Here is a 15,465-nt window from a genome sequence, read left to right as displayed (position 1 = left end):
GATGTAGAATTTACAGGTTTCATTGACCACAAAAAGCTTGTTAATTTGTATAACAAGGCAGATGTCTTTGTTTTCCCCAGTATGTTTGACACATTTGGGCTCGTTATACTAGAGGCCATGGCCTGCGGACTTCCGGTTGCGGCATATGATGTGCCTAGCCCTAGCGACATAATACAAAACGGGGTTACAGGATTTTTAGGTGACAATCTAGAAGAGAACATAGAGTGCGCGTACGACAAACTAAACGAGCTTTCAGACAACGCGAGGCACTATGCAGAGACTCAGAGCTGGAACTCAATTGCCGAACAATTTGTAGCTCATCTAAATAGTTAACTTACTGTAAGCATCTTAAATCATTAAACTTTGTAATTTAACTCCCACCAATATCTCATCAGAGAACAAAATCTTAACACAATCTTAACATTTCTCAGTTACGTTAAGATTCCATATTTAGATAGGAGAGCACAAAATGTCCAAATACGGTAGCGAAAAGCTGTTGATAGAGTCTCAAGTAGAGGGTCTAATTTCCAAATCAAAAATATATATTGAAAATAGAAATGAAAACGAGCTCACCTCGCTCAAAGAGGACACAGAAAACTTAAGACTTAGAATAAACGATGCGCTTTCTAACGTAGACCGCACAAACGGTTCTAAAAATTACCTAATATCGTTAAAGCTAATGCTATCTATAATCCAGAAGTTCACTTGTTCACTTGAGCTCATGGAAAACTTAAAATCCAAACAACCTCTTTGTGAGCAGATTGATACGAAACAAATGTTGGACATATTGCTGCCTCATATTAGAACTTTGATAGAGTATGAAGGTTGGGGTTCTAACCTTGACACAAAAAAATTAGAAGAGGACTGTGCGTTCATTGAAAAGCTTGAAGATCAACATAAAAGAGTCCTTCTTAGCTACTTAATTCAGGATTGGCACAATATGGATGAAGTTATTAATCTATTAAAAATTGGTGAGATTTATAAAAATATCGCCGAAAAGCTTGTGAGTTTATCCCTACTCTCAAATTATTGGGAAACCTCCTAAAAACTAAACCAAAGAAACCCTAGACTACTGATAATCCAGAATGCTTTCTACTATTTGCGGGATATTATCTTTGTAGTTTGCCTGATATACAAATGATGAATTGACCCAATCGGCAAGGCTGTTATGAAAATTGCCGTTTATCTCATCTATGACTGAAATACCAAGTCCTTTTAGAGCCTCCGCATTACACTCTTGCTCATATTGGCGTTTCATCGGTATCACCATGAGCTTTTTCCCCAGGTATAAAGTCTCTGCGGGCGTTTCAAAACCAGCGTTACACAAAAGTCCCTCACAGCTTGCTAGGCTTTCTACAAATTTATCGTTCTCTACCCTGTAAACTGTGACATTATCTTCTTTAAAAGGCTCTCCTTTATAGTGCTTAGAGAATATCTCCCAGGGAACATCTATCTTTTTTAGGATCTCAATTATGTACCTCTCATCATAAGAAGGAAGGTATACAGTATAATGACCGTTGTTTATTACATCAGTATTACGCACCTCTTCCCTTATGATTGGGGTAAAAATGAAATCATCATATTCTTTAAAATGAAGCCCGATTAAACTCGAGCCAGGTGCATACCACTCCATTACAAATTGCTGAAAGCGGTTATTATCTGGTGGACGCGGGACATGATCTGATAAGAGGGCAGCTTGATGGGATATACACACATACTTTTTTCCTTTGAGCTTTGATGCCCAAGCTGTTATGGGTTCAAAATCACTTATTACTAAATCATAGTCATCAATCGGAAGGTTATAAATATCGGATATAAGCTTATAAGGACTTATGGCTCTTATGGACTTCCAATAATCTATGCCGCCCTTTTTACCAAACATAAACCCAAGCCCATCTCGTTGATATTTTATTTCAAAGCCCAAATCTACTTCATGATGGAGCCCGCTTATTAAAATATCAACTTCTGCTTGCTTAGATAAGTATTTTAATACCTCTCGGGAGCGGGAAATATGCCCATTCCCTGTGCCTTGTATCCCAAATAGTATTTTCATCTTTAACCTTGTTTCAGATTTAACATATCACCAATACTAACTGCAATCAATCCCATAGAATCTTATGAAGTTTCTCTTGTGGCTCTATATTCACTTAAACACTAAGGTCCATAGGTATCAATAAATAATAAGAGCTGTCTTAAATCTTAATTGATATATGTATGTTTTTATTGATAGATCCATCCGCCTTTTTGTGAGCCCTATGGGATATTATAATTGAGCTAAATTGCCAGCTCTTACATCCCGCATACTATAATTATGATAAAGCAATGTTAAGAAATAATTAAATCTGACCAATTATTTACAAATTTAATGTCATATTAAGAGAACAAGACGATTTTAAACACAAAATTTATAAACTCTAAACACAAATTAAACACTATTGTGATATTTAATATTTATAAAATCCGTTGGGACTGTAATGAGTTGAGAAATGCACTTCTCAAAAGCTTGTTTGAGAAAGTTTCATAGTATTTTGAAGACTCATAAAGTATATTGTAAATGTTTGAATTTAGACCCTATTTTGTGATAAAATGTTTGCAGTAAAGAAAAACTTTACAACTGGAGTTGGTGATAAGTTTATGAAAAGCGAAGGAAAATTAGACTATTTAAAAGACACCGTCTCTAACTCTCGAATAGTAAAACGCGCCTATAGATGGAAGCTAAGAGAATTCAAACCCAAAGAAGAAATTTATATCGAGAGCAAAAGATATATTATTAAAACCGTCCAAGATCTAGACGAGCTTGAGAAGGTTCTTAACCTACGATATAGAATCTTTTACGAAGAGAGAATAAACAAAAAACGTTTTATCAATATTGACTATGATAAGTTTGATCTAATATGTGACCATCTTATTATTATTGACAAGAACATAGATCAAATAGTTGCAACCTATAGACTCATTTCTTCCACCTTTGCTGATTCCTATTACTCTGAGACATTCTTCCATATGGACAGTATAAAGAACGCTAAGGGCGTAAAGCTTGAGCTCGGAAGAGCATGTGTTCATGCTGACTACCGCAGCGGGCCGGTAATGGTTCTTCTGTGGAAAGGGCTTTCTGAGTATATGAAAAAAGTTACCGCTAAATACCTTTTCGGATGCTCAGCAATTCAAACTACTAATATAGTTGAGGTCAGCCTTCTTTATAAATACATACACGATTTATATTTGTCCTCTGAAGATCTTAGGGTTGTACCAAAAGAAAAATACAGACTAAATGATCTTGAAAGTTTCCTACAAGCGTATGACAAATTTGACGTTAGCACAGAGAGAGTTGAGACTTTTATACCACCCCTTTTAAAAGGTTATTTCAAAGCTGGATCAGTTATCTGCGGAGAGCCGGCAATAGACAAAAACCTTGGCAGCGCAGACTTTTTCACTGTCCTAGATGTTGATGCGATTTCAAAATCTCACGAGAAAAAATATAAAAAGTATCAGGTAGTAAATGGTTAAAAAAGTCTTTAAAGGTTTGTTTTTTTTTGCGTACTTGCCACCTTCTTTGTCGCCACATTCATAACCAGGCTAATAGTCAGAGATAAGAAAACTAAGACTTATTATTGTAACCACATCACTTCATACCTGTGCCAGTACGCACTCATGGCCCTTAATATAAAGGTCAAATTAAATAGGCCTATCAGCTTTCCTAAAGGGCAAAGCTACTTAGTAATATCAAATCATCTCTCATATCTAGATATATTCATTTTGTTCACACATGTACCCGCTGTTTTCATAGCAAGTATAGATATGGTCCAGAATGATATTGTGCTGGGCAAAGCCACTGAGTATAGCGGCGGCATGTTTGTCGATAGAGACGACAGAACAAAAATTAGAGAAGAACTGAACAAAATTTCTGAAACTTTTGATATGGGATTAAATGTTGTGTTGTTTCCCGAGGGAACTACCTCGAATGGAGATCAGGTTCTGCCATTTAAAACCAGCTTCTTTGCCATTACGGAAAAAAGAGATTTAAACATTATTCCCACCTGTATTAAGTATGTAAGTATTGATGGTAAATCAGTAGACGAGGAAAACAGGGACCTGGTTTACTTCTATGGCGGTATGAAATTTTTTAAGCATTTTTTTGGATTCTTGTCAGTTAACACACTAGAAATTGAACTCTCTTTTCTTGATACAATAAGTTCAGGCGAGATTGCTTCTCGAAAAGATTTAGCATCAAAAGTATATGATGCGATAAACTCTGAATATTTAAAATAAGAAAATTATACTGTTATGGATCAGAGGGGTTATGCTCTTTTCAAGAGCGTAACTGATTCAATATGAAAGGTTTGTGGGAACATATCGAACGGGCGGACTTTTTGAATCTTATAGCCCATAGCATTTAATTTTTTTAAATCACGTGCTAGTGTTGCAGGGTCGCATGAAATATAAATTACTTTCTCAGAACCGATGTTAACCAGCCCATCTATTATGTCCTTTGCCCCCTCTCTGGGTGGATCTAGAACGATTAGGTCAAACTGCTCTTCTTGTTCATGCAAGATATCTAGGGCGTCTGCGCAGTCTGCATTTTGAAATACTATATTATCTATAGAATTTAGTGCGGAGTTCTTTTTTGCTAGCTTCACCGAATTATTGCTTATTTCTACTCCAAGTACTTCTTTAGTTTGTTCAGCAAGAGGAATCGAGAAATTCCCAATGCCTGAATAGAGATCGAGCACGGTTTCATCACCTTTAAGATCAGCATAATCGAGCACAGTATTTATCATTTTCTCATTAACACCGCTGTTAACCTGAGTGAATGCAGAAGGAGTGGTTTGAAACCTATAACCTAATATCTCAATCTCAAACCCAACCTCGCCAGCTCCGGTAATTGAGCAGTTCTCTGTCTCAGGATGCCGTTTTAAGTGCCTAAGAAGCGTTTTGAGATTACTTCCTTTTCTACTGCTTTTAGGTACTAGAGTAAGCTGTGATCTTTCTCCATTTGAGGATATATGTACTTTATCTAGCGGGTAGTATGGATCGCTTATCGAAGATAGAACCTCGTCCATACGGGTAATCGTGGCGTTTATAATCTCATCTGAAATTGGGCAGGAGTCTATGGCGACTTTTCTGTTACTCCCTTTTTGATTATATCCAACATGCCAGCGGCCTTTGTAATAAAAGGCCGAAAGAGTGACTTTGTTTCTAAACCCAAACTCCTTAGGAGATGCGGCAATTCTGTCAATCTCAAGATCATGGAACCCTCCGATTCTGGCGAGAGTTTCTTTTAAGATGTTCTCTTTTTCCTCAAGCTGAGCTTTGTAGGATAAGTTCTGGAGCTGACACCCGCCGCAAAGATCAAACACCTCGCACTTAGGTTCTATCCTATCGGGCGAGGGTGTTATAATTTCAGATATTACGGCCTCTGCATAACTGCCTTTATCTTTAATTACATTTATCTCTACTACATCGTTGGGCAGACCGCCCCTTACAAAAAAGACTTTGCCGTCTTTCTTTGCAAGTCCAGCGCCTCCAAAAGCTATTCCTTGAATTTCTATCTGCAAATTATTTCCCTAATATCAGTTTATAAACATGGCATCACCATAACTCAAAAACCTGTAATTCATTTCCCTAGCCTTACTGTATGCGTTAAAGATAAATTCTCGATCTGAAAAAGCGGACACTAACATTAACAGCGTTGAGCGGGGCAGATGAAAGTTAGTAATAAGCCCGTCTACGACATGAAACTTATACCCGGGCGTAATAAACAAATCTGTTTGCCCGCTAAACGGCAAAAGCTTTCCATCATTACCAACCGAGGATTCTAATGTTCTCACGACTGTTGTACCGACTGCAATTACTTTTCTTGCTTCGCTCTTCGCCTTATTAATTGCCCTAGCAGTATCATCTGAGATCGAAATAAACTCTTCATGCATTTTATGATCTTCTACGTCATCGACCTTAACCGGTTTAAAAGTCCCTATACCCACATGTAGAGTAACATATTGCAGCTCAACACCTTTAGCACTTATCTGATCTAGCAAGGCATTTGTGAAATGCAAGCCGGCCGTAGGGGCAGCAATTGCTCCCTTATGTTTTGCATAGACAGTTTGATATGTGGTTTTATCAGACTCATCAGGTGCCCGGTCTATGTAAGGCGGAAGCGGCATGTTCCCATGCTCTTGGATATATTCATCGACTTTATGTTTAAACTCAATAATCCAAGTCTGTTTGCCCTGCCGTAAAAGTGTGGCATTAACGCCGCCTTTTAGAATTAGCTCTTCTTCATGTTTTGGGTTTCTAACCAAACACTCCCAAGAGTGATCTGTAATCTTTTGAACAAGGAGAATTTCTGCATCAGATCCGTTTGCTCTTTTGCCCTTTAGTCTTGCTGGAATAACACGGGTGTCGTTTAATACAAGCATGTCACCATTCTTTAAAAGATCTGGTAGATCATAGAAGTGCTTATGAGATATGCTGCCGTTTTCTTTGTTTAACAAAAGAAGCTTGGAGTTTGGCCTCTTGTTTTCCGGACGATACGCAATCTGCTCATCTAAGAGCTCGTAGTCAAAGTCTGAGGCTTTCATTTTAAAAAGAGTGACTAACCTTTTTTATCCAGAAGTTTTTGTACAGACAACCTTAGCGCATTTAGTTTGATAAATCCTGTGGCATCAGCTTGATTATAAATGCTGTCCTCTTCAAATGTGGCAAGATCCTCTTGGTATAGAGAATAAGGTGAGCGCCTTCCAACTGTTATCACATTGCCCTTATAAATTTTAAGCTTTACACTACCGGTTACATTTTTTTGAGACTCTTCAATGGCGGCCATTAACATATCCATTTCAGGTGAATACCAAAATCCGTAATAAATAAGCTCTGCTATCTTAGGGACAAAACTGTCCCTTAAGTGCATTACCTCTCTGTCCATAGTAAGAGACTCAAGCGCTCTATGGGCCGCGTGCAGTATCGTGCCACCCGGGGTTTCGTATACACCCCTTGATTTCATACCAACAAAGCGGTTCTCAACCAAATCTACTCTGCCAACGCCATTTTTGCCGCCGATTTTGTTGAGCGTATCAAGCATATCTACAGAGCCAAGCTCTTTACCGTCTAATTTTACTGGTACTCCTTTTTCAAAATCTATATCTATATATACAGGCTCATCAGGAGCGCTCTGAGGTGAGACAGTCATTTCGAACATGTTCTCCGGGGGCTCGTTCCATGGGTCTTCCAAAATTCCGCCTTCATAGCTTATGTGAAGTAGGTTTCTATCACAGCTATATGGCTTTTCTGCTGTAACTGGAACCGGTATGCCATTTTTCTCGGCATAGTCTATTAGAGCTGTTCGGGAGTTAAGATCCCATTCTCTCCATGGAGCGATTACTTTTATATTGGGATCAAGTGCATAGTAGGTAAGCTCGAATCTGACCTGGTCATTTCCCTTGCCAGTTGATCCGTGAGAGACGGCAAATGCATTTTCCTTCTGTGCAATTTCTATCTGCCTTTTTGCGATAAGCGGGCGAGCTAGAGATGTACCAAGAAGGTATACACCCTCATAAATTGCGTTTGCTTTAACAGCAGGAAAAACAAAATCGGACACAAATTCCTGGGTCAAATCCTCTATATATACTTTGCTTGCGCCAGTTGCGAGTGCTTTTTCATGCACTTCTTCTAAATCCTCGCCCTGACCTACATCTGCAACATAGGCAATAATCTCAGCATCATATTTCTCTGCAAGCCATTTTAAAATTACCGAAGTGTCCAGTCCCCCTGAATAAGCTAGGACAATCTTGTTTTTCTCACTCATATATTAGAACTCCTTTCAACTCCAAGGCATAAAAATTAGGGAAATCTATTTTTGAATCAAACTATGGTTGTTCCGGCTGCCCCTGTTCCTCTGTTGGTGGTCTTAAATCGTGAAGATAAAATTTGGCGTTGTTTTCATCATAAAATTTCTCAAGCGTAAAGCCAATATACTCAATCTTCTCTAGATCGTCTCCCATATATGCTGCTTTCTTTACTTCATCTGACAACTTGCACTCGACGGGAATTTCTTTTGTCGGGCTGTCGTTTGCGATAAAAATTAGTCTGAAATCCTTTTGTATTTCTAGATCATTTGGGACAATAAAACCAACGGCCAATTTGATATCAATAAATTCAAAAACTAGAATTCTTATGGTGCTTGTTCCAAGACCTTCCTTACCGCCCTCAACCTCAAAGATGTAACCAAAATAATTTACGGTTTTATTTTGTTCGTTAAACAAATTAAACTGCCAATAGTCTTCTGAATCAACCATGCACAGAATTTGAAGCATTGTAGTAATCTCCATTGATGCTGAAATTTTGAAACATTATACCTTCTCAGAAAAATATTAACACTCTTTTGGTAAAGCTATAAAACTAAGCTGCGTACCTACTCCTTTTCCCTCTCTTCTGTAGGAATAGTAATTCGGATTACACTCCGTGCAAACGCCTATGGTCTCAAGCTCTTGCACTCCAGCTTCTTGCAGGGCAGATTTGTTTGCTATGCTGAGATCGAGGTAATACTTAGAGTTTGCGATTGGGAATAAATAAAGACTAGTATTAGAGAACTTCTCTTTAAAAAGAGATGCGACATCTTCGCCCACTTCATAGCAGCATTTTTTATTACAGGGCCCTATCGTCACTTTAAGATCAGATGAGCTCACGCCATAATCAGTTTCTATTTTTTGTACTGTTTTCTTGGCTATTTCAGAAACACTCCCGCGCCACCCTGCATGAACAGCGGCTGCTAAAGTATGATCCTTATCCGTAATCAATATAGGCACGCAGTCTGCGGTTCTTACTCCTATCCCTACTCCCTTAAGAGTAGTTATTAGAGCATCTCCTTCTATTTCGTTATCATGACTTTGGATATCATCTACAACGATAATATTCGAGCTGTGCACCTGCTTTAACTGAGCAATTTGAGAAAGCTCATGTTTACTTGCTATGTAAGACACATCACATCCAACATGTCTTGTGGAAAATCCGTGTATTACACTAGATAGAACTTTAGATTTTAGAATTGGCATTTTATTCAGTTATTGAATCAAAATATTTAATTGCTCTACCCATATCCTCTGGAACTGGGGCTTCAAGCTCTATCCATTTAGATGTATATGGGTGTGAAAAGCCTATTTTGTTTGCGTGAAGAGCCTGACGGCCTATCTCCTTCTCACCCTTTGCCAAAATAGTATCTCTTTGTTTCTTGTTGCCATAAACTCTATCAGCCAATATAGGATATCCGTTTTCAGAGAAATGAACTCTAATCTGATGGGTTCTTCCTGTTTTGGGTTCCGCCTCTACAAATGTTGCCATGCCATAGCGCTTAATCACTTTCCATAAGGTTAGAGATTCTCTGCCTGATTTTGACTTAGATGACATTTTGACTCGGTTTACCGGGTCTCTTCCTATTTGAGATTTAAAAGCGCCTGAATCCTCTTTTATATTGCCCAGAACTATTGCTAAATAGCGCTTTTTTACAGTACGTGATTTAAATTGATCGACTAAAGAATTATGCGCCTTATCATTTTTTGCTGCCACTATTACTCCTGATGTATCTTTGTCCAGCCTATGCACTATTCCCGGGCGAATCTTGCCGCCAATGCCAGAGAGATCTTTACACTTAAACAAAAGAGCATTTACCAATGTGCCGGAACGTACTCCTGCGCCGGGATGCACAACCATGCCTGCAGGTTTATTGACTGCTATTATATCTGAGTCTTCATATATCACTTCTATTTCTATATCTTCAGGCTCAGCATCGATTGAGGTAGGCTCAGGAACATTTACTGAAATAAGCTCTCCTTTATCAAATTTCTTTGATGGCTTAACCGGCTCGCCGTTTACTAGAACATTGTGATCTTCAATAAGCTTTTTTATTTGAGAGCGAGTATGATCCGATAAAAAATGTGAGAGCACAACATCAGCCCTTTTGCCCGAGAGCTCTTGAGTGACTTCAAAGATTTCAATTTGATCTTCTTTTGGCATAATTAAGGCTTAAGTATAACGTTAATTTTGTGCTCCTTAATTAAGTTCGCAGCATTTCCTTGGTTTACTGAGATTTCGAGATATCCTGAGCTGCCAATTATTGCTAATGGCTCCCCAATTTCACCATGCTGATAAGATTGTACAACGGTGTCAATGATAGTGTCCCCTACTAAAATTCTACATGAGTCCGGCATTATGCTAGCTGGAATATTAGAAATAAGATTTCCAAAAGAGTCTTCATATAATATTTCACCGATTATTTCATTCTCTTTAAGTTGCGGCTTAGGCAATTCAAGCAATATGGGATTTTCAACCTTATCGCCAAACTTGTCAGAACTAACGCCTGATGAAAGGTGAGCAGCCGCGGGGGAAAAGATGTCGCGGCCATGAAATGTGCTGCTTATATCTTGTAACATATAGTCTTTATTAGTTATTTCATATATATTGCACTGCTTCTCTAGTATGAAAGTGAAAACTCCATTATCGGGCCCAACAAAAGTACCAAGATCTGATTCTATAATAATTGGCTTTCTTTTAGTCCCAACTCCAGGGTCAACCACAACCACATGAATAGTGTCTTTGGGAAAATAGGCAAATGAATTTTGGATTAAAAGCGCTCCCCTGAGCACATCATATTTTGGGACTTCATGAGATATATCGACTACTTGAGCCTCAGGGTTTATCGACAGAATAACCCCTTTCATTACCCCAACGTAGTGGTCTGAGAGGCCAAAATCTGAGCTTAGAGTTATTATTCGTCTCACTTGGTGTTGCCCTTTAATATCCGTGGTGATACAGTGGTTACTGAATAAAATAACCCAAATAAGGTCGATTTAAAAATGAAGCTTACAATTTTAGGATCCGGTACATGCATACCTAATACAAATAGAGGATCATCTGGCTACCTGCTTGAGATAGAGAGTTCTAAAATCCTATTGGACTGCGGATCGGGAACCACGTGGAAATTAGAGAAGCTAGGAATAAATTATTTAGAGATTGACCACATATTTTTCTCACATATTCATCCTGACCACACAGGTGACCTGGCAGCGTTCTTATTTGCAACAAAATACAACCATTATATGAAAAGAGAAAAACCCCTTAGCCTCTGGGGCGGCGATGGTTTTATGAAATTCTATGATGCTCTCAAGGGTGCTTATGGAAACTGGATCTCTCCAGATGCGCTTATGGTTGACGAAATTAAGGGGGGATCACAAAGCTTTGAAGATTTTCGGATTCTAACAACTAAAGTTCCTCATATAGAGAGTAGTTTGGCTTATAGGATTGAAACTGAGGGCAAATCAATTGTATATTCCGGTGATACGAACTACTCAGAAGCGTTGATAAATTTAAGCAGTAAAGTGGACTTATTATTAATTGAATGTGCAATAGCAAAAGATGAATATGAACCCAAATACAATCATCTCTCACCGAGTGATGTGGTGAAAATAATAAATGCAGCTAAACCCCAGAAAGCAGTAATAACTCATCTCTATTCTGAGTGCGATAAAGAAAAGGTAGTTGAGACTATTAGGAACAATGTAGATATAAAAGTAATTGAGGCTCAGGATTTATTAGAGATTCAAATTTAGAATAGAATCAAGTTTTTCTTGACTTAGTAAAGTCGATTCATCAGTATAATAACGAGCATGCGCTCGGTTTAATTAGCCGTATTAAATATGATCATTAAATTAATATGGCACTATAAAAAATAGGAGGTTTGTAAATGGAACTTTTAGAAGCGATAGGAACAAGAAGGAGTATTAGATTTTATAAACCATGGCAGGATGTTGAAGACTGGAAAATCCAGAGAATTCTTCAGGCTGCGCGCTATGCCTCATGTCAGGGGAACTGCGGATCAACGGAAGCAATTGTGATTGATAAGAAAAACTATCCCGAGGAAAAGTTTGAACAGATTATCCAGTGCGCATCGCCCTTTAATGAACAGCCGTTAAGACAAGCTCCTATTGTTATCGCTTGGCTGATAAATATGGATGCCTGGTACAAAGAGCTCGTAGAATCATTCTCTGTACTTTTTCCTGCAAGAGCCGTGACTGCAGCTTATGGTTGGACTTATAAGATTCTAACCGAGTCGACTTATCCAAGGCTTATGAGTTTTCCAAGAGAAAGAGCAGAGGACCTACTTAGGATAGAAGCGGGTCAAGCTATTGCACATTCAATGTTAGCCGCAACTGAGCTCGGGCTTGGAGCTTGCCTGTTGGCAACTGGAAGAAAGCCTGCAGAGTTTCCAAAAGTTCTTGGCACCCCTGAGAACATTGTCCCAATATGGTTAATGGCTGTAGGATACGCTGCTGAAACCCCAGGGCAGAGACCGAGGAAAAGATTTGATAAACTCTATCACTACAATGAATATGGAACTGAGCTCAAAGAAGATGCCCAAGTACGCCAAGATTTAAAAGACGCTAATATGATTCAGCCGATGGCACCACATCCTGGAAGAGACGAAGAACTAAAACACCTTTGTAAAATGTTTGGACTTGATGAAGGAATGCCTGATATGCCTAAAGATAAGATCAAAGAGCTTTATAAAGAGGATTCTATTTATTACGGCGAAGTGCCAGAAGGTCTTGAAGATAAAGGAGTATAAAAAAGATTACTGAGGTGAAAGGTTTGATAGCTAAAAACCTTTCACCTCATATTTTTTATTTACGCTACTGTGATCTCATCATCCAGATACACATTCTGAACCGCGTTTAATATTTCAACGCCGTCCTTCATAGATTTCTGAAATGACTTGCGTCCTGTGATAAGCCCCATCCCCCCAGCTCGTTTATTAATTACCGCAGTTCTTACAGCTTGGGCCAGATCATTACTCTCATCCCCTGTTGAAGCGCCTCCGGAGTTTATAAGCCCAGCTCTTCCCATGTAGCAATTTACAACCTGATAACGAGTAAGGTCTATCGGATGATCCGTAGTGAGTTTTGAATAAACCCTAGGGTCAGTCTTGCTAAAATTAAGCGCTGTAAAACCTCCGTTATTCTCCGGCAGCTTTTGCTTTATTATGTCAGCTTCAATAGTTGTTCCGATATGATTTGCCTGAGAAGTTAAATCAGCCGCCACATGGTAATCGGCTTCTTTAGTTTTAAATGCCGGGTTTCTAAGGTAGCACCAAAGTATAGTCACTAGACCTAAGGTATGAGCATATCTAAAAGCTTCTGATACTTCTTGTATTTGGCGGTGACTTCCCTCTGAGCCAAAATAGATAGTAGCACCCACCGAAACAGCGCCCATCTCAAATGCCTGATCTACGTTTGCAAAAAGAATCTGATCGTAGGTGTTTGGGTACGAGAGAAATTCATTATGATTTAGTTTTACGATAAACGGAATCTTGTGTGCGTATTTTCTTGCTACGGATCCAAGAACACCGAGTGTTGAAGCAACTCCGTTGCAGCCTCCCTCTATCGCAAGCTTAACAATGTTTTCAGGGTCAAAGTAAATTGGATTTGGTGCAAACGATGCGCCAGCAGAGTGTTCAATTCCCTGATCCACCGGCAATATTGATAAGTAGCCAGTTCCCGCAAGCCGGCCGTGATTAAACAAAAGCTCTAAGTTTCTGAGTACTGAGTTAGGGCGATCAGTAGGGATAAATATGTCATCTACAAAAGATGGCCCAGGGAGATGTAGCTGCTTTTTAGATACAGTCTTACATTTATGGTTTAGCAGGTAATCCGCTTCTTTACCTAAAATCTTTACAGTTGAATCAATGCCGTCTTTTGCTTTAGCCATCGCCTTAGTACGCTCCTTGTTTAGAATTTGTATATTATTTTGTCATAAATGTGGCCTAAATTAAATATAAATTCTAAGAACAAAAATAGCGAGCTCAAAAATATATAATAAGGGACTTTAAAGTTACTAATTTGCTACTGCAGAAACATCTTTGTCTATATTATCTAACACGGCAATTCCGGGAAGTTCAACACCGCCTAAGAATTCTAGAAGTGCTCCTCCTCCGGTGGAGATATGAGTAATCTCTGAATCGAGCACCTCAGCGTTTCTGATAGCAGCAATAGTCTCGCCGCCCCCAACCACGGTGCTTGCGCCTCTCCATGTTGCCAGTGCTACGGCACGCGCCAACTGGGTTGTACCCGCTGAGAAATCTCCAACTTCAAAAACTCCCATTGGCCCTCCCCAAAAAACGGAGCCTGAACCCCTTAATTGATGTGCATAAAGGGCCGCAGTTTTGGGGCCTATATCAAAAGCCTGAAGATCATCAGGGATTCCATCATCCATTACCATACAGTTTTTTCTTCTCTCATAACTGTCCGCCACAACATGATCAATTGGAAGAAATATTTTGTCTCCGTATTTATCTAAAGACTCACTAGCCCAATCAAGCATGTCGTTATCAACAATTGAGTTACCTATTCCAACACCCTTTGCTTTTAAAAAGGTATAAGCCGCTCCTCCGCCAAGGAGAACTTTGTCGGCTTTGTCTATTAAGCTTTTTAGAGCATGTATTTTATCTTTAATTTTTCCGCCGCCTACGATTACTACAAATGGACGCTCTGGATTCTCACGGATCCTTGTTAAGAATGTAAGTTCCCTGCTTACTAAGAATCCAGCTAGCCTGTGCTCAAACTCCTGTGCCATTCCATATGTCGATGCATGTTTTCTGTGGGATGTGCCAAAAGCATCATTAACATATATATCAGCAAATGAAGCAAGTTCTTTGGCAAATCCAGGGTCATTATCTGTTTCTTCTTTATGGAAGCGGAGGTTTTCTAGCAGCATTACCTCGCCGTCATTTAGAGTATCGATCGCAGATCTTACTTCACTTCCGATAACTTTTCCTGTGAAAATAACCGATTTTCCAAGCAGTTCTGAAAGCCTGTCTTGAATTGGTTTTAAAGATAAATCAGGGATTATATTGCCTTTGGGTCTGCCTAGATGTGTGCCAATAATAACTTTGGCTCGTCGTTCAATTAAGTAGTCTATAGTTGGTATCGCTCTTCTTATTCGGTAATCTTCGCTGATCTTGCCGTCCCTGATCGGAACATTGAAATCGACTCTAACAAATACTCTTTTGCCTTCTAGTTCTGAATCAGGCAGATCAGAGATTACCAGCTTGCTCATTTAGCACTATCCCTCACGTATTCTATAAGATCAATTACTCTTGATGAGTATCCGTATTCATTATCATACCATCCGATAACCTTCACAAGATTACCCTGAACGACTGAAGTTAGTGGTGCATCAAAAATTGCGGAATGTGGATCGCCAATAAAATCAGAGGATACAAGCTCTTCATCCGAATATCTTAGATATCCTTTTAGATCCCCTTCTGCAGCTTCTTTAAATTTGGCATTTACCTCTTGTGCTGTGGTCGGGTTGTCCACTTCCACAGCAAAATCTACAACTGACACATCAGCAGTAGGAACTCTCATAGCAACAGCTTCCATTTTTCCCTCAAGCTCAGGGAATACTAGCTTTATAGCGCTAGCG

Annotated in this window: 17 protein-coding genes; 6 read left to right on the top strand and 11 right to left on the bottom strand. The window is 39.1% G+C overall.

The features are described from left to right. Positions 1–333: glycosyltransferase (locus AAF462_03090; GenBank protein ID MEM7008096.1), on the top strand; the 333-nt coding region annotated here is incomplete at its 5' end. Positions 334–469: 136 nt separating this feature from the next. Beyond that, positions 470–1,045, top strand: coding sequence for a hypothetical protein (locus tag AAF462_03085; protein MEM7008095.1), 576 nt, complete (start codon positions 470–472; stop codon positions 1,043–1,045). A 24-nt stretch (positions 1,046–1,069) separates the two neighbouring features. On the opposite strand, the gene AAF462_03080 is transcribed toward AAF462_03085, so the two are convergent. Then, positions 1,070–2,053, bottom strand: a complete 984-nt coding sequence (locus AAF462_03080) for a glycosyltransferase family protein (GenBank protein ID MEM7008094.1) — start codon at positions 2,051–2,053, stop codon at positions 1,070–1,072. A 581-nt stretch (positions 2,054–2,634) separates the two neighbouring features. Here AAF462_03080 and AAF462_03075 point away from each other — a divergent pair. Then, entirely contained in the window at positions 2,635–3,507 is an 873-nt protein-coding gene (locus AAF462_03075; GenBank protein ID MEM7008093.1) for a GNAT family N-acyltransferase, read from the top strand. 144 nt (positions 3,508–3,651) lie between these two features. After that, positions 3,652–4,269: a lysophospholipid acyltransferase family protein gene (locus tag AAF462_03070; protein ID MEM7008092.1), complete on the top strand. Its 618-nt coding sequence runs from the start codon at positions 3,652–3,654 to the stop codon at positions 4,267–4,269. 29 nt (positions 4,270–4,298) lie between these two features. Here the strand turns inward: AAF462_03070 and rlmD are convergent, their stop codons facing one another. The 7 genes from rlmD to AAF462_03035 all read right to left on the bottom strand — a co-directional run bounded on the left by rlmD (position 4,299) and on the right by AAF462_03035 (position 10,766). Next, complete coding sequence (gene rlmD / locus AAF462_03065) at positions 4,299–5,555, bottom strand: 23S rRNA (uracil(1939)-C(5))-methyltransferase RlmD (protein MEM7008091.1); 1,257 nt, start codon at positions 5,553–5,555, stop codon at positions 4,299–4,301. A gap of 15 nt (positions 5,556–5,570) precedes the next feature. Continuing rightward, a complete protein-coding gene (queA, locus tag AAF462_03060; protein ID MEM7008090.1) occupies positions 5,571–6,578 on the bottom strand; it encodes a tRNA preQ1(34) S-adenosylmethionine ribosyltransferase-isomerase QueA in 1,008 nt (335 codons plus the stop codon). 14 nt (positions 6,579–6,592) lie between these two features. Continuing rightward, positions 6,593–7,798, bottom strand: a complete 1,206-nt coding sequence (locus AAF462_03055) for an argininosuccinate synthase (GenBank protein ID MEM7008089.1) — start codon at positions 7,796–7,798, stop codon at positions 6,593–6,595. Between the two features lie 61 nt (positions 7,799–7,859). Then, positions 7,860–8,306, bottom strand: a complete 447-nt coding sequence (locus AAF462_03050; protein ID MEM7008088.1) for a hypothetical protein — start codon at positions 8,304–8,306, stop codon at positions 7,860–7,862. A 57-nt stretch (positions 8,307–8,363) separates the two neighbouring features. Beyond that, on the bottom strand, positions 8,364–9,044 hold the full coding sequence (gene pgeF, locus AAF462_03045) for a peptidoglycan editing factor PgeF (GenBank protein MEM7008087.1): 681 nt from the start codon (positions 9,042–9,044) through the stop codon (positions 8,364–8,366). Between the two features lies 1 nt (position 9,045). After that, positions 9,046–10,002 carry an RluA family pseudouridine synthase gene (locus tag AAF462_03040; protein MEM7008086.1) on the bottom strand — a complete coding sequence of 319 codons (957 nt, stop codon included), beginning with the start codon at positions 10,000–10,002 and terminating at the stop codon, positions 9,046–9,048. Positions 10,003–10,004: 2 nt separating this feature from the next. Further along, positions 10,005–10,766 (bottom strand): SAM-dependent chlorinase/fluorinase, encoded by a 762-nt coding sequence (locus AAF462_03035; protein MEM7008085.1) that lies wholly within the window; start codon positions 10,764–10,766, stop codon positions 10,005–10,007. 75 nt (positions 10,767–10,841) lie between these two features. Between AAF462_03035 and AAF462_03030 the strand changes: the two genes are divergently transcribed. Both AAF462_03030 and AAF462_03025 read left to right on the top strand, forming a co-directional pair. Next, on the top strand, positions 10,842–11,594 hold the full coding sequence (locus AAF462_03030; protein MEM7008084.1) for a ribonuclease Z: 753 nt from the start codon (positions 10,842–10,844) through the stop codon (positions 11,592–11,594). 134 nt (positions 11,595–11,728) lie between these two features. Further along, a complete protein-coding gene (locus tag AAF462_03025; protein ID MEM7008083.1) occupies positions 11,729–12,610 on the top strand; it encodes a nitroreductase family protein in 882 nt (293 codons plus the stop codon). 59 nt (positions 12,611–12,669) lie between these two features. On the opposite strand, the gene AAF462_03020 is transcribed toward AAF462_03025, so the two are convergent. From AAF462_03020 to AAF462_03010, 3 genes are all read right to left on the bottom strand, one after another. Next, on the bottom strand, positions 12,670–13,749 hold the full coding sequence (locus AAF462_03020; protein MEM7008082.1) for a class I fructose-bisphosphate aldolase: 1,080 nt from the start codon (positions 13,747–13,749) through the stop codon (positions 12,670–12,672). A gap of 126 nt (positions 13,750–13,875) precedes the next feature. After that, positions 13,876–15,096 carry a phosphoglycerate kinase gene (locus tag AAF462_03015; GenBank protein ID MEM7008081.1) on the bottom strand — a complete coding sequence of 407 codons (1,221 nt, stop codon included), beginning with the start codon at positions 15,094–15,096 and terminating at the stop codon, positions 13,876–13,878. Further along, positions 15,093–15,465: type I glyceraldehyde-3-phosphate dehydrogenase (locus AAF462_03010; protein ID MEM7008080.1), on the bottom strand; the 373-nt coding region annotated here is incomplete at its 5' end. The genes AAF462_03010 and AAF462_03015, both read right to left, overlap by 4 nt.

Source organism: Thermodesulfobacteriota bacterium, from assembly GCA_039028315.1.
Classification (GTDB): Bacteria; Desulfobacterota_D; UBA1144; order Nemesobacterales; family UBA2774; genus CR02bin9.
Note: the sequence above shows the minus strand (reverse complement) of the source record. Positions and strands in the feature narration are given on the sequence as shown.